This window comes from Luteolibacter ambystomatis, from assembly GCF_018137965.1.
Classification (GTDB): Bacteria; Verrucomicrobiota; Verrucomicrobiia; order Verrucomicrobiales; family Akkermansiaceae; genus Luteolibacter; species Luteolibacter ambystomatis.
This window is the reverse complement of sequence record NZ_CP073100.1, coordinates 812,219-833,423: the sequence shown is the minus strand read 5'-3', so window position 1 is coordinate 833,423 and position 21,205 is coordinate 812,219. Positions and strand designations below refer to the sequence as shown.

15 protein-coding genes are annotated in these 21,205 nt (G+C 62.4%); 12 read left to right on the top strand and 3 right to left on the bottom strand.

Translation table 11 applies throughout. From position 1 onward, the window contains the following. Window position 1 precedes the first annotated feature (1 nt). The 3 genes from KBB96_RS03225 to KBB96_RS03215 are packed head-to-tail and all read left to right on the top strand — an operon-like array spanning window position 2 to window position 4,274. Window positions 2–1,690: a DUF4175 family protein gene (locus KBB96_RS03225; protein ID WP_211632184.1), complete on the top strand. Its 1,689-nt coding sequence runs from the start codon at window positions 2–4 to the stop codon at window positions 1,688–1,690. A gap of 5 nt (window positions 1,691–1,695) precedes the next feature. Continuing rightward, entirely contained in the window at window positions 1,696–3,459 is a 1,764-nt protein-coding gene (locus tag KBB96_RS03220) for a hypothetical protein (RefSeq protein ID WP_211632183.1), read from the top strand. A gap of 11 nt (window positions 3,460–3,470) precedes the next feature. Then, window positions 3,471–4,274: a PA14 domain-containing protein gene (locus KBB96_RS03215; protein ID WP_211632182.1), complete on the top strand. Its 804-nt coding sequence runs from the start codon at window positions 3,471–3,473 to the stop codon at window positions 4,272–4,274. 193 nt (window positions 4,275–4,467) lie between these two features. Here the strand turns inward: KBB96_RS03215 and KBB96_RS03210 are convergent, their stop codons facing one another. Further along, window positions 4,468–5,475, bottom strand: a complete 1,008-nt coding sequence (locus KBB96_RS03210; RefSeq protein ID WP_226373633.1) for a glycoside hydrolase family 43 protein — start codon at window positions 5,473–5,475, stop codon at window positions 4,468–4,470. Between the two features lie 321 nt (window positions 5,476–5,796). Here KBB96_RS03210 and KBB96_RS03205 point away from each other — a divergent pair, with 321 nt between their 5' ends. From KBB96_RS03205 to KBB96_RS03170, 8 genes are all read left to right on the top strand, one after another. Continuing rightward, a complete protein-coding gene (locus KBB96_RS03205) occupies window positions 5,797–8,271 on the top strand; it encodes a LamG-like jellyroll fold domain-containing protein (RefSeq protein ID WP_211632179.1) in 2,475 nt (824 codons plus the stop codon). Between the two features lie 4 nt (window positions 8,272–8,275). Then, window positions 8,276–9,706: a LamG domain-containing protein gene (locus KBB96_RS03200; RefSeq protein WP_211632177.1), complete on the top strand. Its 1,431-nt coding sequence runs from the start codon at window positions 8,276–8,278 to the stop codon at window positions 9,704–9,706. Between the two features lie 29 nt (window positions 9,707–9,735). Beyond that, entirely contained in the window at window positions 9,736–10,935 is a 1,200-nt protein-coding gene (locus KBB96_RS03195) for a thrombospondin type 3 repeat-containing protein (RefSeq protein ID WP_211632174.1), read from the top strand. A gap of 15 nt (window positions 10,936–10,950) precedes the next feature. Beyond that, a complete protein-coding gene (locus KBB96_RS03190) occupies window positions 10,951–12,411 on the top strand; it encodes a LamG domain-containing protein (protein ID WP_211632171.1) in 1,461 nt (486 codons plus the stop codon). A 73-nt stretch (window positions 12,412–12,484) separates the two neighbouring features. Continuing rightward, the gene (gene hflK / locus KBB96_RS03185; protein WP_211632169.1) at window positions 12,485–14,164 is read left to right on the top strand and encodes a protease modulator HflK; all 1,680 of its coding nucleotides are present in this window, start codon (window positions 12,485–12,487) and stop codon (window positions 14,162–14,164) included. Window positions 14,165–14,174: 10 nt separating this feature from the next. Continuing rightward, entirely contained in the window at window positions 14,175–15,179 is a 1,005-nt protein-coding gene (gene hflC / locus KBB96_RS03180; protein ID WP_211632166.1) for a protease modulator HflC, read from the top strand. Then, window positions 15,176–16,303 (top strand): protease modulator HflK, encoded by a 1,128-nt coding sequence (hflK, locus tag KBB96_RS03175; RefSeq protein ID WP_211632163.1) that lies wholly within the window; start codon window positions 15,176–15,178, stop codon window positions 16,301–16,303. Before hflC ends, hflK (KBB96_RS03175) begins: the two co-directional genes overlap by 4 nt. Before the next feature lie 2 nt (window positions 16,304–16,305). Then, entirely contained in the window at window positions 16,306–18,228 is a 1,923-nt protein-coding gene (locus tag KBB96_RS03170) for a heavy metal translocating P-type ATPase (RefSeq protein WP_211632161.1), read from the top strand. A gap of 3 nt (window positions 18,229–18,231) precedes the next feature. Here the strand turns inward: KBB96_RS03170 and KBB96_RS03165 are convergent, their stop codons facing one another. Continuing rightward, complete coding sequence (locus tag KBB96_RS03165) at window positions 18,232–19,371, bottom strand: DUF6607 family protein (RefSeq protein WP_211632159.1); 1,140 nt, start codon at window positions 19,369–19,371, stop codon at window positions 18,232–18,234. A 68-nt stretch (window positions 19,372–19,439) separates the two neighbouring features. Continuing rightward, window positions 19,440–20,555, bottom strand: coding sequence for an aldo/keto reductase (locus KBB96_RS03160; protein ID WP_211632157.1), 1,116 nt, complete (start codon window positions 20,553–20,555; stop codon window positions 19,440–19,442). A 150-nt stretch (window positions 20,556–20,705) separates the two neighbouring features. Between KBB96_RS03160 and KBB96_RS03155 the strand changes: the two genes are divergently transcribed. Continuing rightward, window positions 20,706–21,203, top strand: coding sequence for a DUF5362 family protein (locus KBB96_RS03155; RefSeq protein WP_211632155.1), 498 nt, complete (start codon window positions 20,706–20,708; stop codon window positions 21,201–21,203). Window positions 21,204–21,205 lie beyond the last annotated feature (2 nt).

Genomic DNA, 21,205 nt, shown 5'->3' with positions numbered 1-21,205 from the left:
CATGAGCGCTTCCCCTCCATCCAACGATCCCGCACCTCCGCGCCTGCCCGCGTCGCTGGCCGGATTGCTCGACCGCATCCGCGGCCGTCATCTCGCCGTGGCGGTGGCGGAGTTTCCGGTGTGGCTGCTGGCCGGGCTTTCGCTGGCATGGCTGGCACAGGGCGGCGTGGACCGCTGGTTGAATCTGTCATGGACCGTCCGCTGCGTGCTGCTCGCACTGGATGTGGTTGGAGCGTGCTGGCTGCTCTACCGTTATGCCCTGAAGCCATGGCTGAAGCGACTCAACCGCGAAGGCGCGGCGTTGTTGGTCGAACGCGAGGTGCCGGACTTCCGCTCGGCGCTCATCTCCGCGGTGGAGTTCGCCTCGCCGCAATCGGATGCGCCACCACAATCCGCGGCTCTGGTCCGGCATCTCATCGATGAAGTCACGGAAAAGGCGAAGTCGCCCGGACTGGTCGAGCGTGTCGTTCACACGACGAGGCTGAAGACCGCGTTCAAGTGGATGGCCGCACCGCTGGTGATCGCACTCGGGGTGCTGCTCGCCTGCCAGCCGGTATCGTGGCTGGTGGTGAAGCGCATCCTGCTTTCGCACGAAGCCTTTCCGCCGGACACGCGCGCGTTCGCGGTGAGCGGAGATCTGGAGATCGATGAAGGGGGTGACGTGGCTCTCTCGGCGAAGGCCGAGGGCGTGGTGCCGCCCGAGGGCAGGCTGGTCATCACCCACGGCGACGACCGCACCGAATCGCTGGCGGTGTCGGCCGGAGCGAATGGCTCCGCGGAATTCAGCCAGGTGGTGAAGAATGTGCGCGCACCGTTCCACTATCATTTCGAGATCAACGACGGTCGTTCCGAGGACCACGCGGTGAAGGTGAACTATCCGCCTTCCGTGAAGGACCTGCGTTTCGTGCAGGTCTATCCGCCTTATACGAGGCTGCCGGAAACGGTGATGCCCCCGGGTGGACTGAAGCTGCTGGAAGGATCGACCCTGCGCATCGAAGGCACGACTTCGAAGGAAGTCCGCAGCGGCACCGTCACCGTGAAGGGTGGCGAGGTGACCGATCTCACGCTGGTCGATCCGGAGAAGACCGCCTTCCGCAATGCGATGGTGGTGCCGGGCAGCGGTTGGAAGAGCCTGTCGCTGCACCTGGTCGGCCGTGATGGCGATGGCTCGGTGCAGGACCCGGTGTATCCGGTGGAGCTGTTGCGCGACCGTCCGCCATCGGTGGCAATGACGCTGCCGCAGAAGGAATTCATCACCGCGGTGGCGACCGCCACGATCCCGGTCGCTTTCGAGGCCGTGGACGATTTCGCGTTGAACTACGTGGCGCTGAACTATCGTGTGATGCACGGCGATCAGAGCAGCGAGAGCCCCACGGCAAACGGACGCATCCCGGTGGAGATCCCGAACGGCAGCGCCGAGCTGAAACGCAGGATCAACTGGAACCTCGGACGCATCATCCCCTCACCGGCCGCCGGGGATTCCATCGTGTTCTGGATTGAAGCCGTCGATAACAACGGCGTGAATGGCATCCAGACCAGCCGCAGCACCGAGCACACCGTTCTCATCGTGACCGAGGAGCAGAAGCGCCAGGAACTCCTCGAACAAATCGCCCGCAAGGCGGAAGACATCGAGCGTCTGTATGACCAGCAGCGCGCGATCAACGTCCGCACCGAAAACTCCGCCCGTTGATCGTCATGAAAACGCCACGCCTGTTTCTGACCGCACTCGCTTTCTCGACCGCCCTCGCCACGGCGGCGGATCCCAATACCGCCCGCACCGGAGCCTACCAGTCCGGTGTTTCCGAGGAGCAGCTCCGCGTTTCCACGGACCGCCTGAAGCAGGACGTGGTCGATCTCATCGAGGAGTATGAGCAATATCGTACCGCTTCCGGTGAGATCCAGACGCTGAAGGAAGCCACCGGCACGCTCGACAACGTGGCGGCGAAGGACATGACCGGCGTGGTGCAGGATCTGATGGCGGCGAGCCGTTCCGAGGATGCGGCGGCGGTGGTCGCGGCCCTCACGAAGGCAGGCCGCGACCAGAAGGAGATCCAGACGGTCCTGCGTGAGCTGGCCGACAAGCTGACCCGCCATGCCAACGAGGCCGCGCTTCAGAAACGTCTCCAGGATCTGGCGGTGCGGCAGGCCGCCACTCTGCGTGAGACCCGCGATCTGGCGAAACAAAACGCCACCGATCCGAAGGCTCCACAGGATGCCAAGAACAAGCTCGCCAACAAACGCTGGGAGCAGGCGAACCTTGAGAAGGAGCTGAAGGCCGCCGCCGAGGCGGTGAAGAAGGCCGCGGAAGATCCGCAGGCTCCGGCATCCGAGCCGGTGAAGGAAGCGGCGAAGACCGCCGAGGCGAAGCAGATGGCCGAGCACGCGAAGGAAGCCGCCCCGGCGATGGAGAAGGATCTGAACGCGGCGGCCGACCATCAGCAGAAGGTGCTCGAATCCCTGCAATCGATGGTGGCCAGCCTCGACAAGGCGAAGTCCGAGGAGGACCGCAACCGCGAGATGGCATCGGAGCTCAACGATCTCTCGCAGAAGCAGCAGAATCTCGCCGACCGCACGCCGCGCCTCAACGAATGGGAGCAGCAGAAGGCCGCGGAGGAACAGCGCAACGTCGCCGACCGTCTCGACGCCATCAAGGACCGGCTTTCCCAGCTCGATGCCAACTCGGGAGCGAAGGCCGAGCAATCGAAGCAACAGGCCGCCAACACCGGCGAGCAGATCCAGGCCAAGGAATTCCGCAACGATGCGAGCCAGCGCGGCCAGGCTTCCGACAGCCAGCGGGCGATCGCGGACCAGCTTGCGAAGCTGGGCGAGGGCCTCCAGAAGAAAGCGGACCAACTGGCGGAGAACTCCGGGCAATCCTCCGGCTCCCAGCAGCAATCGATGTCACCGCAGGAATCCGCGCTGCAGGACGCGATGAAGGAACTCGGCGACGCGCGTGCGAACCTGTCGATCGCCAGCGAGCAGAACAAACAGCAGCAGGACTTCCACCAGCGGCTCCAGCAGGCGCGGCAGGAAGTGGAATCCGCGCGACAGAAAGCACAGGCCGCAGGCGAGCAATCCGCGCAGGCGATGGACCGCGCGCTGAACGATTTCAACAAGATGGCCGACAATGCCGCGGCCAATGACAAGGTGGAGCACCATCTCTATCACAGCCGCGCCCGCGTGGATGACGCGCTGCGTACCATGCAGGACATGGCCAACCAGATGGCCGCGAACCAGCAGCAGAAGGACAACGGCCCGGCCAACGACAGCCACCAGAACGGCATGGGCAACGGCAACTCCGGTTCGCGCGTGCTGTTCAATGCGGCCGTCTCGAATGGCAGCGATGCGCGCCGCGAGGCCTTGTCGATGTTGAAGCAGGAGAAGGCCGCGCCCGGCTACGAGCCGCAGGTGAACCAATACATCAAGAACCTGGCCGAGGACGACGGCACCCGGAAGTGACCACCCACGCCATGAAACGTACGCTTTTCATTTCCCTGCTGTCTCTGATGGCCGCGACCGCCCGCGGGCAGGACGCGGAGGACACCGTCTTCGGCTCTTCCAAGAAAACCGCCGGCACGATGCTGGGCATTTTCTACGATCTGAAGCAGACCCAGAAGCGCCAGCCGCTGCCGGATGGCGACAACCTGCGGACGATCGGCGAATTCCTCGACAGCGGCTGGGACGAGCGCACCCTGAGCCGCTACTTCCGCGGCACGAAGCCGCTGTATGCGACAGAGGTGCTGATCCCCACGGTGAGCGCGGACATCGCACCCGCGGCCTACGGTCTGAAGGACATCGTGAAGCCTTCGCACTGGATCGTGATCTACAAGGCGCAGGTGTCACCACCGGAGGACGGCACCTACCGCTTCGTCGGCATCGCGGACGATGCGATGGCCGTGGCGGTGAACAGCAAGACGGTGCTGGTTTCCAACTACGGCAGTCACAAGAACTGGAGCAAGTGGAAGGAGCCCTTTCCCGAGGAGAACATCAAGGTGTGGGCCGGCAACATGAAGCGTGGCGACTGGTTCACCTGCCGCAAGGACGAGATCATCGACCTGGACATCCTCGTCAGCGAGATCCCGGGGAATCTCTTCGGGGCGTGGATCCTGATTGAGAAGAAGGGCGTGACCTATCCGACGACGAACGATCCGCGCTATGGCGTGCGCCCTTCCCTGCCGGTGTTCCAGGTGAAGGCGAAGCCGGTGCCGCAGCCCACGGGGGACAACACGATTCCCTTCAGCGTGAGCCCGACACCGTGGGTGTGCCATCCGTGAAGTAGCACAAGTATTTCTGCTTGTGAGTGGGAGGAGATCATCTCTCTCACCACAACCATGTTACCCACTCGCTTCACCGGGAGCTCTTGGAGGGCTTGTGACCATTGGAAGCATCGAACCGCCCACACTCACAAGCAGGAATGCTTGTGCTACTACCGCGCCCCGCTGACACAGGGCGCGGAATCGAAATCACTCACGGCTTCCACGCGTCCTGCCAGCGCAGGACCGCGTGACCCTTGTCATTGAAGGCGATGGGCAGCCAGATGTAGCGGGAGTCCGGGAGGTTGTCCTTGTTCCAGCGGTCCGACATGAAGATGAACGAACCCGGCTTGCCCGCGACGGGCAGCACGTAGGTGCCCTGCGATTCGAAGGTGATGTTCGCCTTGTCGCCCTCGCAGGGATTGCCGATCTCCGTCCACGGCCCCCAGATGGAATCGGCCACGCAGGAACGCGCGGCATTCGGAGCCCAAGCGGTGCAACCGGAGGCGATGAGGTGGTACTTGCCATCGCGCTTGAAGACGGTGGGAGCTTCCATCGAGCGGCCCTCGAAGATGCGGATGTACTTGCCGGTGGTGCCGAGGTAATCGTCGGTCAGCTCCGAGATGTGCATCGTCGCATTGTCCTCGGACGCGGCGAAGAGATAGCCCTTGCCATCGTCATCGACGAACACGGTGAGATCGCGCGCCATCTGGCCGGCCTCGTGATCGCGGACCCACGCGGCCTTGGTGTCCTTCTTCTGGTCCTCGGTCACGCCCTGCGGCCACTGGCCGACATCGGGTCGGAAGCTCTTCACGTAGGTGAAGGGGCCGGTGGGCTTGTCGGACACCGCCACACCGCAGCGGGCCGCGGCGTAGTCGAGGCTGTCGCTATGAAACCACATCACGAACTTCTTCGTCTTCGCGTTGTAGATCACCTTCGGGCGCTCCAGCACCTTCTTCGGATCGAGATCGCCACCGGATACGGCGGGCAGGACATTGCCGTGGCTTTCCCAGTTCAGCAGGTCCTTGGAGGCATAGCAGGACACGCCCTCCACATCCACACGGGTGCCGCCCCATGAGGCGTTCTCCTTGGGCAGGTAGGTCTTCCCCTGCTTGATCTCGCCATACCAGTAGTAGGTGCCGTTGTGGAACAGCACGCCGCCTCCGTGGGCGTCGATGGGTTTGCCGCTGGTGTCCTTCCACACCTCGGCGGGACGGATCATGGCATTGCCTCCGACAGTTTCCTTCGCAAAGGAAAGGGAGGACACGGCAAGCCCCGCTGTGGCGGAGCAAACAAGCACGGGTACGAGCGAGGATCTCATCATTGGGTGCAATAGAAGCTGCCGCAGCATGGCAGAAATCATGAGACTGCCAAGGAACCAGGAATGGCTCTCCTCACCATCAAATCCAGACCTCAAAGTTTCCCAAAGGAAACAATTCCGGTATAAAATTGCCCGTAACTACCACAAAGCGACAATTTAGTTTCTTTTTGGGAAACTTTTCCACTTGTTTCCCAAAAAGAAATAAATTAACCCCGAATTGTAATGCGTCTGGGAAAATTGCCGCTGGTGCTCTTCTCTGTTATTCCATTGCCTCTTGCCCAGGGGCAGGTGGTCGGCCCGATGATCGGCCAGACGGGCAGCACCGATGCCCGCTTTCTCTATCGTCCGGATGGCGTGGTACAGACGCTGCGGGCCAGTGTGCTGGATTCCACCGGAGCGGTGGTCGGCAGTGACACGCAGACCAGCGCGGCGGTCCAGGACTATGCGGTGCATTTCCATATCACAGGCCTGGCGCCCTCCACCTCCTATGGCTACCGGATCGATCAAATCGCGGGAGATGGCACACCCACCCTGCTGGCGGGCAATGACGAGCAGCACCGCTTCCGCACCTTTCCCGGCCCTGGCGAGCGCGGTCTATTCACCGCGGCTTTCGCTTCCTGTGCCAATGCCACCTCCGAGCCGGTGTGGGCGCGCATCGATTCCCTGAATGTCGACGCGATGTTCTTCATGGGCGACACGCCCTACATTGACACCTCCACCTCGGCGACGGTGTTGCAAAAGCACCGCGACTTCCTGCGGACGCCGAACATCAGCGCCTTGATCGCCCGGGTGCCTTCCGCCGGCACCTGGGACGACCATGACTTCGGTCTCAACAATGGCAACGGGCTCACCGTCCCGAACAAAGCGGTCAATCGCGCGGGCTTCGTGAACTACCGGGCGCACGCCCGGTACGGCACTGGCACGGAAGGCATCTACAACAAGGTGGCCTGCGGTCCCATCGAGGTCTTCCTGATCGACGACCGCTGGTTCACACAGACCGCGGCTTCACCCGTGGCCCCGGGTCAGCCGACTTTCTTCGGCAACGCGCAATGGACGTGGCTCCTCGATTCACTCAAGCAATCGCGCGCTCCCTTCAAGGTCGTCGCGTTCGGGGGCATCTGGCAGGACAAGAAAGGCTCCGAGAACGACGACATGCAGACGTACTACTACGAGCGTGACGCCATGCTGGACTACATCCGCTCGCAGCGGATTCCCGGCGTGGTCCTGCTCGGAGGAGACATCCACGTTTCCCGCCATCTCATCCACCCGCAGCGTCTCGGCTATGACGTGCATGATTTTGTCAGCTCTCCGGCCCACACCAGTACGATTCCATCACTGAACGTTTACAACCCGGACCTTGAATGGACCTCCGAGCAACCACAGCAGTTCCTCACGCTGACCTCGGACACGCGGGTGCAGCCGGCGGTGCTGACCGCCCGCTACTATCTGGCGAACGGCACGTTGCAGCGCATCGTCACCATTCCGTATGATAAACTGGTGCCGCTCGAAGGCACGGGCCTCGCCAAAGACCTGCGCGCCTACTGGCCCTTCGACCAGAACGGCACGAACCAATCGGTGCTGGGCAGCCGGATCAACACCACTGCAGTCAATGGCTCCACCACCGGAGCAGCCGGAGGCGTGCGGAGTGGTGCCGCCTCCTTCACCGCTTCGGGAAGCCAATATCTCCAGGTCACCCGCAGCATCCTGCCGGAGAACAGCTCGAAATACACCGCCTCGGCGTGGCTCAAGCCCGCCACCCTTCCGGCGGATGGCAGCACCGAGAAGCAATACCTGATGGAGACCACTCCGGCCGGAGCCACCAGCACCGGCAGCACTGGTTACGGCATTTCCGTGGGTATCCAAGCCGGCACCAGCGCGGACAAGGTGGCGGTCGTCCTTTACACCAGCACCTTGAAACCCGCCGTCGCATCCTCCGGCGGCACCAACTCTCCCACCGAACTTGTCCAAGGCCCCTTCCTCACCCAGGTGGACCGCAGCCTGCTGCTCAGCCACTGGAGCCATCTGGCGGTCACCTTTGACAGCAACCAACTGCGTCTCTTCCTCAATGGCCAGGTGGTCTCCACCTTCGCCCTGCCGATTCCCGGAGCCCTCACGGAAAACGGTGGATTGATTCTCGGCGGACATCGCGGTGGTACCGGCCGCAACTACAACGGCCTGCTCGACGAGATCGCCATCTGGTCGCGGGTGCTCGATGACACGGAGATTTCCTCGCTCTGGAACCAGGGAAACCCACAAGCGATCCCGACTACGGTATCCATGGTAGATAGCGACGGCGACAGCCTGCCGGACTGGTGGGAAAACACCCATGGTCTCGATGCCAACAACGCCGCGGACGCCATCGGTGATACGGACGGCGACGGCATTCCGGCTTTCATCGAATACGCGATGGGAACCAGCCCGCTGCACGACGACACGCCCTTCTACACCTACCTCCGGCAGATCGCGGCCCCGGGGCAGAGTGCGGATTCCACCACTTTCAAGAATCCGGCGGACAACAGTCTGCGGGTGCGTCTGACCCTGGAGACATCCACGGATCTGCACACCTGGCAGGCAGTGCCGCTGGGATCTCCGGAAGCGGGCATCAGCTCGATCGACAATCTCCTCAAGCTGAAGCTGCCCCCCGCCGCGGGCCAGCAGCGCTTCTACCGTTTCCAAGCGAAAGCCCCGCAACAGTAAACCCATGCTCCCCCCGCTTTCCAAACTCTCCGCGCTTCATCTGTTGCTGGCGCTGCCCGCCGGCGCCGCGCTGACCGATGGTCTGGCGGGCTACTACGACTTCGAGTCCGATCTATCCGACAAGAGCGGAAACAACCGGAGCCTCATCATCGCGGGAGGCACGCCGGAAACCGCGTGGAACGGCGGCACGGTCACACGCTCCGGTTCCTCGATCGACCGCAGCACCTTGCTGGTGGGCAAGGCATTGAACCTCGTGGATGCGGACGGTGATTGGATGAAGCTGCCCATCGGCAGCGGTCCTTCCACCACCAGCGTCTCACCCGCTGCCTACAATCTGGGAGGCACCTTCACCATTTCCGCCTGGCATCTGCTCGCGCCGCTCCCTTCCAATACCAGCACCCGCTATTTCGTTTTCGAAGGCGAAACCAACTACGATGTTTCCTGGGGCACCAGCACGGCGGACACCTACGCCGCCTACAATGCCCAGACCAACGGACCCACCGGTGACCTGACACGCGGCACCTGGCACCACGTGGTGCATGTGTTCGAAACCACGGGCACCACGATCAATCTCACCGCCTATGTGGATGGCACCTACTTCGGCACGGTCTCGGCAACGGCTTCCGGCATGGATTTCAGCCGGATCGTGCTGGGCAACGCGCGTTCCGGCCAGGACCGCAAGTGGGATGGATTGATCGACGAGGTCGCGGTCTGGAACCGTGCACTGACTTCCTCCGAACTGAACGAACTGGAAGTGCGCGGCCACGCTGGAGTGGGTCTGGCGGAAACCTTCGAAAGCCGGGGAAAGGCCTATCTGAATCTATCGAGCGGCCAACCACTCCTTGGCACCGTCTCAGGAGGAGGCGTCCACAACATCGGGCAGCACGTGCAGATCACGGCCCAGGCCGCACCGGGCTGCATCTTCACCGGCTGGAACGGCAACTTCGCTTCGCAGGGAGCTTCCTTCGATCTCACCGTGGCGAATTCCGTCGCCGCCTCCGCGAACTTCGCGAAGGACACCGCGGACAGCGACGGTGACGGGCTGAGCAACTACGACGAGATCGTCATCTACGGTACCAACCCGACCCTCGCCGATACCGATGGCGATGGCATCCCGGATGGGGATGAAGTGCGCTTCACCGGCACCAGCCCCACCAGTGCGGACACCAGCCTGCTTGGGAGTGCGAGCGCCGTTCTCGGCACAGCCAATACCGGCAGCATCGTGATCAATGGTCCGGCGATGAGCGTGGATACCTCCACGGGAAACAAATTCCTGCAATTCGGCCTGCTGGGTTCCGAGAACCAAACCACCTGGAACGTGCTGCCACTCACCGCCGCCAGCGCCGTCCTCCTGCCCTCCGGTGATCTGGAGATCAGGACCACCGCTCCGGGAGCCTCCAAAGCGATCTACCAGATCAGCGGCCGGAAACCCTGAATCCTCTCGTTCAAACCTGCATCCCTCAAATGATCCACTGCAAAACATTCGCCAGATATGCGCCCATCCTCCTATGGGCATCCTGTCCCGGCCTCCTGCCGGCATCGACCACGCTTACCTTCGCAACCGCCAGCGCCACGGGTGTGAGCGGCACCTCGGGCGGGCCCATCCTGATCAACAACCCGAACCTGAGCCTGATGCTCGCCACCGGCAGCCCGGCGGCGGCGACACCAACCTATGGTTCGAACGTGTCCACCACCTCCGCGGACAACGGAGCCTTCATCGTATCCGGTCCCGGCACCCCGAATATCGCACTGAACTGGACCTCCAGTGGCAGCCCGCCCGGAGTCAACATCATCGAAGGCATTGGCAAAGCCACCGCCGGATGGGGAGACAATGCGAACAATCTCGCCAACAACGGCGTGGGGCAACTCAACAGCTTTGATCCCGGCAATTCCGTATCCGTCACGTTCACTCCCACCGCAGGGAAGGGCGTGAAGCTCGAGTCACTGGACTTCTATAAATCGAACCTCACTCTCGGTGCGAACCAAGGCCGCGGTTTCAAAATCACCGTCACCGGCAATGCGTCCAGCCCCACCACCTACAGCGCGGACTTCGCCATGACCGCGGCAGTAGAATCGGTTTCCAACTTCGATTTTGGCGGAGGCCTCGTAGGCAAGCCAGGTGAGGCCCTGAAACTGACCATCGCACGCCCGGCGGTCACCGCGGATGAGACCGCCATCGTGAAGGCGAAGCTTGGTTCCGGATTCACGGTTTACGCGACGAATGCCCAGCACGCCATCGACAATCTCCGCTTCTCGGAGACGGATGCGGCGGAGTATGCCGCGGACAGTGATGGAGACGGCCTCAGCGACATCTACGAGACCTACACCACGCATACCAACCCGCTGTCCGTGGACTCCGATGGCGATGGCCTTCCGGATCGGGTGGAGGTGGAGGTCACCGGCACGGATCCCAATGTCAGCAACCGCGGGCTGGTGGATTACCTTCTCGGCCGCTCCACCCTTCCTCTTGCCACCCGGGATTCCACCACCGGCAAGATCACGTTCCGCATCGGCTTGGACGAGTCTCTGGACCTCGGCTCATGGTCCGCCTCCCCATTCGGCATCGGAAGCACCGCCACGCCGAATGGCGCGAAACTGGACGTCCTGATCAATGTCCCGTTCGGCGACAAACACTTCTACCGCTTCAACGCGGCCCAACCCTGATCGAGCTATTTCCCCATGAAAGACTTCTCCATACTCACGCTGCTGGTGAGCACGCTTTTGTCCGGATCTCCGGTGCATGGCGCGCTGAGCGACCAAATCGTCGCCTACTATAACTTCGAGGAAACCGACGTCACCGGCCTCTCGAACAAGGCTCCCGGCGCGACCGCCTACAATGCCACCCGTTCCGCTGGCGGCTCCTATGACAGTTCCGCCAACCCGTCCGGTCCCGGCTTCGCGGGCAATGCCGCCTTCACCTCGACCACGCTCGGCACCAGCGATCGCAATGCCCTGCTGGCAGGCAAGGCATTGAACCTGGTGACAGACCGGAATGACTCGATCACCGTGCCACTCGGCACCACGGAGCTCGGGAACTCGTTCACCATCTCCGCATGGACATGGCTCGCACCGGGCTCCACCAACACGCAGACCCGTTTTCACGCGTTCGAAACCAAGGACACCGGCAACTTCGATGTCTCCTGGGGGACGGCGGCGGGCAGTTCGGTGAACTATCTGGGCTATCTCGCCACCGGCAGCTCCCTGGCCGCGAACAATCTCGCGAAGAATGCCTGGCATCATGTCGTCCACGTCTTCTCCAGCGATGGCACGAACACCACCCTGACCCAGTATGTGGATGGCACGAAGACCGGCACGCTCACGGCGGCGACCTCGTCGATGAGCTTCACCGGACTCTACTTCGGCAAGTCTCGTGACGGCACCTCCGGTCGGAACTGGGACGGCATGATCGACGAGGTCGCCATCTGGAAGCGCGCCCTGACCGCACGGGAGATCAACGAGGTCCGCGCCCGCGGCATGGCCGCCGCAGGACTCTTCACCGATCTCGCCACACTCGGGAAAGCCTATCTCGATGTCGCGGCGGTCAATCCGGACGCCCTCACGGTGACCGGAACCGGAATCTACAATCTGAACAGCCTGGTGATGGTCACCGCGACTCCGGCCAACGGCTATCTCTTCGGCAGCTGGGGCGGGGTGCTCACCGGTCAACCGGACACCTTCAGCATCACTCTGACCGGTGACATCCACGAAAGCGCCACCGCCGCCAATGACACCAACGACAACGATGGCGACGGCCTCAACAACTACCAGGAATACATCGTCTATCATACGGACCCCGCGAATCCGGATACCGATGGCGATGGCATCGCGGACGGAGCGGAAGTCAATCAGACCGCAACCAACCCATCCGTCTCGGACACCACCTTGATCTCCAAGCTCAACGCCAACCTCGGTTCGGTACTGACCGGCGTGATCGCGGGAACCACTTCAGTGAGCCGCGACTCCTCCAACGGCAACCTGACCTTGTCACTCGGCCTCAAAGGCTCCGCCAATGGCACCACCTGGAGCGATCTGCCTTTGAATGGAGCGGGCACCACGGTGACCCCCGTCAATGGCCAGCTTGAGATCACCGCTCCGGCCCCATCGTCCTCCATGAATTTCTACCGCGTGTTCAAACACTGACGCGTGGTCGGGCGCACGGGACTGAGGAGCCCCCGTGCGCCACTTCCCACTCCGGCTCCGGACCGTCCCCCTTATGTCCCGCCTCAAACTGTCGCTCCCGGCGGCGTTCTTGTGGATCGAAGCCATTACGATGGCCGGCTTCTCGTTCAAGGGAGGCCACGGGTGGTTGTTGCCCATGGCGGCGGTGCTGGCGCTCTTCGCCGCTCTGCTTTCCGGAGGATTGGGATTGTCGCTTTGCGCCGCCACGGTGGCGGCTGGTTATTGGATCTCGGTCGGCCGGTTGATGTTGCCGGTCTTTCCTTTGCCCATGCCGTTCACCGTGGCGGCCATTCTGTGTGGGGTGGTCGTCGCGTTTCTCGACATCGTCGATCAAGTGGAACACGGCGGCGATCGTTCGCTCCGGAGCCGCTGGATGAAACTGGCTACCCTGCTGCACTTTGCGGTGGCGGGTCTTCTCATCGCGGATCAACGGCAATTGCTGGCAGCTTCCGTGGTGATCGGATGGATGGGTACGGTCCTCGGCCTCATCCTGACCCTCGATATCGCCGCCGCTTCGTTCGCTAAGCTTTTCACGCCGCCGGAGCAGTACCCTCTGCTGCGGTTGCCGGGCGCCTTCCGGTTCTTCCAGTGGCTCGGTCCGGAATGGCGCACCTGTCTGCCGCAACCAACAGCGATCACCGATGACACGCTGCCCGGAATCGCAGACATGTGGCTGTGGCCGCTGATCAAACGCCGTGCCCCGCTGATCCTCCTCGCCGGACTGCTTCTTACCTGGGCCATGACCTGCGTCCATGAAGTCACGGCAGGACAACTCGGAGTCCGGACGCGATTGGGCCGTTTTGAAAACGAAGTGCTGACACCCGGCCTCCACCTCTCCCTGCCCTGGCCTTTCGGAGGACTGCGAACCGTGGCCACCAGTGAGATGCATGAAGTCGTGCTGGGCTTCGGGTCCGACCCCGGAAAGCCGATCCTTTGGGAGCGCCCGCACTATGTGGATGAAGAACTCTCGCTGGTCGGCGGAGGAGATGACTTCCTCTCCATCTCGGTCCCCATCCTTTATCGCATTTCCGATCCACGTGCCTACCTGCTCTCCGCCGCGGATCCGAATCTGCTGCTCCGGGATCTCGCCAAGCGCTCCCTTCTCCATCTGACCCTGGGCCGTCCTGCCGCGGAAATCATGACGGACTCCCGTGAATCGCTTCGCGCATCCATGCACCACGAACTCCAGGCGGAGCTCGATCGCCGGCAGAGCGGCCTGCAGGTGTGCGATGTCTATTTCCGCGACATCCATCCGCCGGTGGCCGTGGCTCCCGCATTTCAGGAAGTGGTGAGCGCCATCGAGGAAAAGGAAGCGGTGATCCACGGCGGAGAAGAATACCGCCTCGAACAACTGCCCGTGGCCCAAGGCGATGCCAGGCGGATCTTGCTCGAAGCCGAAGCGAAGCGTGACAACCGTCTCGCGAAGGTCGGCGGCGATGTTTCGCGATTCACCAGCCTCGGGAAGGCGCGTGCCGGGGATCCCGGCATGTATGACCTGCGGGAAGGTTTCCGCACCTTCGACTCCACCTTGGCCGGAGCCAAGAAGGCCGTGTTCGATGACAAGTTCCAAGGGCAGGTCCCGGCCCACCTCGATCTCCGCCGCGTGCTGAACCCGAAGCTGATCGATCACGCCGCACCTTCGACCGAACCGCTCGTCCCCGATCCGGACCGTGCGCCGGACAGCTTCGACCCCGGCGTGGAAGGCTATCACTGATCCTATTACCATGAACGACAACCCCGCTTCACGAAAATCCATCGCGCTGCGCCTTGGCGTGATTTTACTCGTGGTCGCCGCCGTGCTGGCATCGGTGTGCGGCTTCGTGGTCAGCGAAACGGAACAAGGCATCGTCCTGAGATTCGGAAAGCCGACGCGCATTCTCACCGCACCCGGCTACTACTTCCGTTGGCCCGCACCGGTGGAGCATGTGGTGAGAGTGGACCGCCGCCTCCAACATGCGGACATCCGGCTCAGCGAGACACTGACCCAGGACCGCCGCAACGTCATCGTACCGGTATTCTTCGTGTGGCGCGTTTCAGATCCACTCCGGTTCCACACCTCCGTGCAGGATGTTGCCAATGCGACGCCGAAGCTCGATGCCCTCGTCACCAGTGCCCGCAACTCGGTGCTCGGACGGCACTCGTTCGCGGATCTCGTCTCGGACGGCAGGAACGGCACCTCGCTCCCTGCGATCGAACAGGAAATGCTTTCCATGGCCAACCGTGACGCGGCCGACCAGCTCGGCATCGAACTCATGTCGGTGGGCATCAGCCGCATCCTGCTGCCGGAGGCGAACACCCAGTCGGTCTTCCTGCGGATGCGGGCGGAGCGCAAGCGCGAGGCCACCCAGTATCGCGCCGAAGGCCGGGCACAAGCCACCCGCATGAAAGCGGAGACAGACAAGGAAACCAGCCGCCTGCTGGCCGATGCCAAACGCCAGGCGGAGGAAATCCGCGGCCAAGGCGAAGCGGAGGCCGCCTCCATCTACGCGAAGGCCCATGCGCAGGATCCCGATTTCTACCGCTTCCTGCGGGAGATGCAGAGCCTGCGCACCATCATCGACCGCAACACCACCATCGTACTCGATACCAGCGTGGCACCCCTGCAATGGCTGAAGGCCGTGCAAGGACAACCGGCTCCACTGCCTCCGGCCGAGCCCGGCAAGGCTCCGAACAAATCCCCGGTACCCGCCCCCACGCCCTTCATCTTCACCGGCGACAAACTCCGATGAAACGAGAGCCCGGCCAACTCCTGATCCGCAAGGAAGGCCGCTGGGTGGAAGCCCTGCTGGTGCTGATGAAGCGGATGACCGCGCACACCCGCTGGATCTTCGCGATCCTGCTGCTGATGTACCTCTTCTCCGGTATCCGCACGGTGGAGTCCAATCAACAGGTGCTGGTGCTGCGCTTTGGCAACCTCCAGCCGGATGTCCATGGTCCCGGTTTGTTGGTGGGTCTGCCCGAACCCTTCGACCGCCTGCTTCGTTTTGACACCGGAAAGGAAACAGCCATCCCGCTCGATGAATGGAAAAGAAGCGATGTGAAAACCGGAGGGCCAACCCAACCGATGGCCACCGCTCCCGCAACCAATCCATTGGGCATCCCCATCCCTGAGGCGGATCCGATGTCAGCCGCCGCCAACCCGGAGCTCGATCTTGCTGCAACCGGTGGCAGCCTTGCCCCTGAACAACAAAGCTACACGCTGACGAAGGACTACAACCTCATCCAAGGCCGCTTCGTCCTGCGCTACCGGATCGCAAATCCATTCCACTACACGGTGGCGGGTGAGGATGTTCCGCGCCTGTTGCAACGCCTCGCCTATCAGGCGCTCTCTTCCCAGCTCGCCATACACCCGATCGATACCAGCCTGACCGAAGGCCGCAAGATTCTCGCGGACGAAGCCATGATGCGCGTTCAGAGCGAGGCCGACCGCTTGAGGCTGGGTGTGGGCATTTCCGGATTGGACGTGATGGAGCTCTCGCCACCTTCCCAGGTATTGGCCGCCTTCGAGGACGTGGTGAACGCGCGCCAGTTCGCAAAGACGCTCTACGAAAGCTCCCGCCAGTATCAGACCGAGAATGTCACCAAGGCCCAGGGCGATGCCTCGGCACTCATCCAGAAGGCGCAAAGCGATGTGTCGCAGACCGTAGGCGCGGCCCAAGGTGAAGCCGCCTCTTTCAATGCCATGCTCGTACACTACCGCCGTGATCCCTATCTTGTCTCGTCACGATTGCTCAATGAAACGCTGGAGACGGTGATGAAGCGTGCTCAATCCCGCACGCTGCTCCCCACCGGAGAGGCCGCGCCTTCGCTCATGATCGATCCCCTGCCGGGCGGCAGCGGCGAATCCCAGTAGCCATGAATACCATCGCTTCCTACGGCTTCGACCGCCCCACGCGCATAAGACTCGGGCTGTTGTTCCTGTCCTCCGCTCTCATGATCGCTTCCGTGCTGATCGGATGGCTCAGGCCGGATCAATCGACGCTCCGTGATGGGCTTGCCCTGGCCGGAGCGCTGCTGGTGACGTTTCCCATCGTCATCGAACTCATCACCGCGGTGCGCGCCAGCGGATTCGCGGCCACGCGCTTCTACATGGACCAGTATGTGGTGCTGGCCCTGGCCGCCTGCCTCGCCACCCAGCGCTACGTCACCGGCGGCATCGTGGCGATCGTGCTGCTGTTCGGCCAGATCCTGGAGGAACGCACGACTCTGGGCATGGAGATGGCGGTCTCCAAACTTCGGAAGCTCGGCCGCATCCGCGCACACCGCTTGCGCGGAAATGATGAGGAGGAAATCGAAGCCACCGGGCTCACGGTGGGCGACCACATCCGGATCGGCCCGGGAGAACCCGTGCCAGCCGATGCCATGGTCCTATCCGGTCACGCGGTGATCGATCAAAGCCATGTCACCGGGGAATCCGTGCCGGTGGAGGTCTCTGCCGGCACCGCCATCTTCGCTGGCACCTCGAACGTCCACGGCACCATCCGGGCGGAAGTCACCGGCATGGGCAGCCAAACCGTCATGGGACGGGTGGAGGCGATCATCGAGGAAGCGAAGGCATCCTCCTCTCCGATCATTTCCATGACGGAGGAATACGCGAAGTACTATACTCCTCTTATTTTACTCATCGCTGCCTGCGTGTTCTTTTTCACCCAGGACATCCAGCGGGCGATCGCGGTGCTGGTGGTGAGCATCCCGTGCGCTTTCGTGCTGGCCAGTCCGTCCGCCATGATTTCCGCCATCGCTTCGGCCGCGCGGATGGGCCTGTTGGTCAAGAGCGTGCGTCATCTGGAATCCGCCCGGTTGGTGGATACCGTGGTGTTTGACAAGACCGGCACTCTCACGCGCGGCGAACTGGAGGTGGAGGACGTGCTGATTCATGAAAAGGATTTCGATACGACGACGGTCACGCAACTGGCAGTGGCACTTGAGAGCCAATCAAGTCATCCGGTAGCGCAAGCGATCTGCCGAAGCATGTCAGGCCCGGCCGAGATGGAGGCCACGCAGGTGACCGAATCGGCGGGTCTCGGTTTGGAAGGCGGCGTGAATGGCGTCAAGGTCATGATCGGAAGGATCCCCTGGCTGGCGGATCAAGGCGTGCCCATTTCCATCGATGCTGAAGGGCTCACGCGCCACAGTCTGGTGGCACTGGCGGTGGATGGCCTTCATGTGGCGACATTCCTGCTCGCGGACAAGCTCCGGCCGGAGGCGGCAGAAACCGTGCAACGTCTGCAGCAGCTCGGTATTTCCGATTTTCTCATGCTCACGGGCGACCGCGAGGAAGTGGCTGGGGCCATCGCCGCAGCGGTTGGTATCCGCGACTATCACGCCGGATGCCTGCCGGAAGACAAGCTCCGCCACATCCTAAATCTGAAAGACCGGGGACGGCGGGTGATGGTCGTGGGGGATGGACTCAACGATGCTCCGGCTTTGGCGGAAGGAAATCTCGGCGTGGCCATCGGCACGGCGGGAAATGACGTGACCCTTCTCACTTCCGACGTGGCGCTGATGTCCCACGATCTGCGCCGCCTCCCCGATCTCCTGCTGCTCTCCGCACGGACGGTCGGCATCATCAACAGCAATCTTCTCTGCGGGTTGGTCTTCATCGCCCTCGCGATCGTGCTTTCATCCTGCGGCTGGATCAGTCCGGTGGCCGCCGCGTTTTTTCATGAGTTCAGCGCGTTCTTCGTGATCTTCAACAGCGCGAGGCTGCTGAAATTCGAGGGCATGGCGGACGACGACGCTCCGGCGGACGAATGTCCGGCCTTGGCGACAGCGTGAGGACTACTTCACCAAAAAGCGGTCGATGGTTTCCCGGGCATGTTTCATATCCGCCTCCGGATCGCTCCTGTCCGCCTTCTCCAGTTCGCCCGCATAGGTGAAGTGGACCTTGAAGAGTTCGTCCTCACCGTCCTTCGGTTTCAACGTGAAAGTCTCCCGTCCATGCAGGATCTCATCCCACGTGGCGCGGACATCCTTCCAATAATTTCCGGTCTTCGCCCAATAGGCATTGAAAGGTCCGGCGAGATCCGGGGCGGTGATCGCCTCGTAACGGTTCACCCCGATCTCTCCACCCAGGCAGATGCGGGCGCCATCCTTCGCCACGAGCATCTTGCGGTTGCTCTGCTGATGTACCCAGCCGCCGGGGGTGATCGTCACCTCCTCGATGCCTTCGAGGACATTATAGTCGTTCCGCACCGAGAACTCCCGCCGCGGCAGCGGACGCGCGCAGGGATCGCTGCGCCATGAGGAAAGCCCGCCATCATGCACCCATGCGCCGATGGCCTGGTAGCGCGGAGAATCGTCCACCTGATAGACCGCCTGCGACCACCGGCCTTCGGGCGAAGGCGCCGGAACGCGCTTCCAAGTACTATCCTTATCGTAAATACTCATCTCCTTCGGCTGCCAGGTCCAGTCCTCGCGCCAGTGTTTCATCACCATCGGCGGGCCGGATTTCCCTTTCTCGTCCTTGAAGTACATCACCAGCGTGTGCTGGAGGCTGAGGAATTCCGGACGATCCTCGATCACCGTGACATTTTCCGTGCCCCATGAGAAATACGGGCGGGCGGGCTTGAAGTTCGCCTTGAGGCCGAACGATTCGGTGAAGTCGAAGCTGACGCGATAATTCCCGGCCAGAGAGAGAATCGCACGGCGGTCCCGCTCGAACTTGGAAATACCCTGCTCCTGGAGCTTCGTCCACGTATCCTTCGGCCCCTCCAGCAGGGTCACATCGGCGCCGCGGGTGGTGCCCCCACGGGGAACCATCTGCTGCCATTCCACGAACGGCCATCCGAAGGCCTGCCCACCGGAGGCAGCGGGCTTGGCCGGAGCCGGCGCGGACTTTTTCTTCGCCGCCTCCTTGGCATGGAGAGGCAGGGAAAAAACCAGCAGGGCGGCACAAACGGTCGTGTGGAGCGGCTTCATGGACGCAGCACCCTAACACGGACCGCCCGGATTGGAAACGGCCCGTGCTTGTTGAGAATCGCTCCCCTCTACCAGTCCTCGCCGAGACCGTAGCGGCCCGCAAGTTCAAGGAGTTCCGGGCGCATCGGCCACTCGTCGGCGCGCTCGCTGGTTTCGTGGCGCTTGCTCGCGCCCTTGAGCGTCATACAGCCGGTATTGTCCCCGATCACACGGATCTGCTCGGATTCTTCCGGCGTAAAACGCACATCCGGCAGCGCGGCGAATTCTCGGATCATCAGCTCGATGTCGCGCGCGTTTTCCACCGGCTCCTGGAAGAAGGTCGGCACCACGCTCTCCACCATCGGCTGGCTGAGGTTCCAGATCGATGCGAACTGGATCGGAGTGAGCTTGTACTTGTCCGCCAGCGGCAGCATGCGCTCCGCCTTTTCAAGACCGTGCTCGACCCAGCCCTGCGGACGGTAGGCGCGGTGGTCGCCGGGTTTGAAGGCGTGGCCGGGCTTCAGGTCGCCATGGAACACACCACCGTAATCCACCACACGGGTGAGCACCTTGACGCCGAATTTTTCACAAGCGGGCAGGATCAGACCTGTCGGCCAAGGCTCGAGCGGATTCAAAATGAGCATCGCCCAGTCAATGTAGGTGCCAAAACGCTCGAAGCACTGGATGATATCGAGCGAGAAGCCGTTGGCCGGGCCCGGAGCGATACCGAGACGGCTGGTCAGTCCTTCTTCCTTCAAGGCGCGCATGCCATCCCAGACGGCTTCACTGGTATAGCCGATGTCGTCCGGATTGTGCAACATCAGCAGGTCGAAGCGGTCGGCGCGGCAACGCTCCAGCGACTTCGAGCAGGCCATCCGCATGTAGTCCTTGTACTCACCCGAACCGCGCAGTTCCGGATCGGTGAAACGGGGATAGCCCTTGTTCCCCTGCCGCTGACCCACGTAAAAATCGTGGCCGATCATGCCCACCAGGCAGTAGCTCTCACGATCCACGTCCGCCAAGGCCTCGCCCAACAGCTCATCCGCCTTTCCATTGCCGTAAACGTCCGCTGTCACGAAGGTGCGGATACCGGCCTCATAAGCCGTGCGGATGCACTGGAGGTAACGGTCCTCCGGGAGGGTTTCGCCGTAGTGCATGAAGCGTCCGCCGCTCCAGGTGCCGTATGCCGTGGTGGTGAGATCCATGATGTGTTGGCAGGCTTGTACGTTCCGGCCGCGCCGTGGTCAACGATCGGAAACCTCATGGCAAAACCCGCCCGGTTTCCGGCAAGGAATGGCGGGCCGTCACCGGCAAGAGCTTGCGTCCCACCGCTGAATGACGCCTCATGGTTCCAGATGAGCCTCGACCCCTACGCCTCCCCCAATTTTGCCCAATCTCCCGTGGCTTCCAGCGGTCCAGCCGTCGATTCTGAAGCAATCCGGATGCTCCAGCTGACCCGTCCGTGGGTGCGGTTTTGCTCGGTGATCGGCTTTATCGGAACCGGATTCCTGATTCTGGGAGGTCTGGCCATGCTCGTTGGCGGCGCGATCGCGGGAGCGAGTACCAGAACGAGCGCCGTCCCCTTCCCCGGATTCAATATCGTCTTTGGCCTGGTCTATCTCGTGATGGCCGCACTCTACGTGTTCCCTTCCATCAAGCTATGGAGCTACGGGAGTGCCATCACCCGCCTCATGATGAGCGGATCTTCGATGGATCTGGTGCAGGCATTGAATCTCCAACGGTCCTTTTGGAAATTCGTCGGCATCATGGTCTGCGTGATCATGGTGATCTACGCCCTGGCGATCGTGGTGGCCATCTTCGGTGTCATGGCGACGAGAACCAGCCACCTTTGAAT

Coding starts and splice junctions, on each gene's coding strand:
- KBB96_RS03205 (WP_211632179.1), top strand. CDS start 5,797: ATGCGTCTGGGAAAATTGCCGCTGGTGCTCTTCTCTGTTATTCCATTG.
- hflK (WP_211632163.1), top strand. CDS start 15,176: ATGAAACGAGAGCCCGGCCAACTCCTGATCCGCAAGGAAGGCCGCTGG.
- KBB96_RS03215 (WP_211632182.1), top strand. CDS start 3,471: ATGAAACGTACGCTTTTCATTTCCCTGCTGTCTCTGATGGCCGCGACC.
- KBB96_RS03225 (WP_211632184.1), top strand. CDS start 2: ATGAGCGCTTCCCCTCCATCCAACGATCCCGCACCTCCGCGCCTGCCC.
- KBB96_RS03220 (WP_211632183.1), top strand. CDS start 1,696: ATGAAAACGCCACGCCTGTTTCTGACCGCACTCGCTTTCTCGACCGCC.
- KBB96_RS03210 (WP_226373633.1), bottom strand. CDS start 5,475: ATGATCCGTCCCGCCGAGGTGTGGAAGGACACCAGCGGCAAACCCATC.
- hflC (WP_211632166.1), top strand. CDS start 14,175: ATGAACGACAACCCCGCTTCACGAAAATCCATCGCGCTGCGCCTTGGC.
- KBB96_RS03160 (WP_211632157.1), bottom strand. CDS start 20,555: ATGGATCTCACCACCACGGCATACGGCACCTGGAGCGGCGGACGCTTC.
- KBB96_RS03200 (WP_211632177.1), top strand. CDS start 8,276: ATGCTCCCCCCGCTTTCCAAACTCTCCGCGCTTCATCTGTTGCTGGCG.
- KBB96_RS03190 (WP_211632171.1), top strand. CDS start 10,951: ATGAAAGACTTCTCCATACTCACGCTGCTGGTGAGCACGCTTTTGTCC.
- KBB96_RS03155 (WP_211632155.1), top strand. CDS start 20,706: ATGAGCCTCGACCCCTACGCCTCCCCCAATTTTGCCCAATCTCCCGTG.
- hflK (WP_211632169.1), top strand. CDS start 12,485: ATGTCCCGCCTCAAACTGTCGCTCCCGGCGGCGTTCTTGTGGATCGAA.
- KBB96_RS03165 (WP_211632159.1), bottom strand. CDS start 19,371: ATGAAGCCGCTCCACACGACCGTTTGTGCCGCCCTGCTGGTTTTTTCC.
- KBB96_RS03170 (WP_211632161.1), top strand. CDS start 16,306: ATGAATACCATCGCTTCCTACGGCTTCGACCGCCCCACGCGCATAAGA.
- KBB96_RS03195 (WP_211632174.1), top strand. CDS start 9,736: ATGATCCACTGCAAAACATTCGCCAGATATGCGCCCATCCTCCTATGG.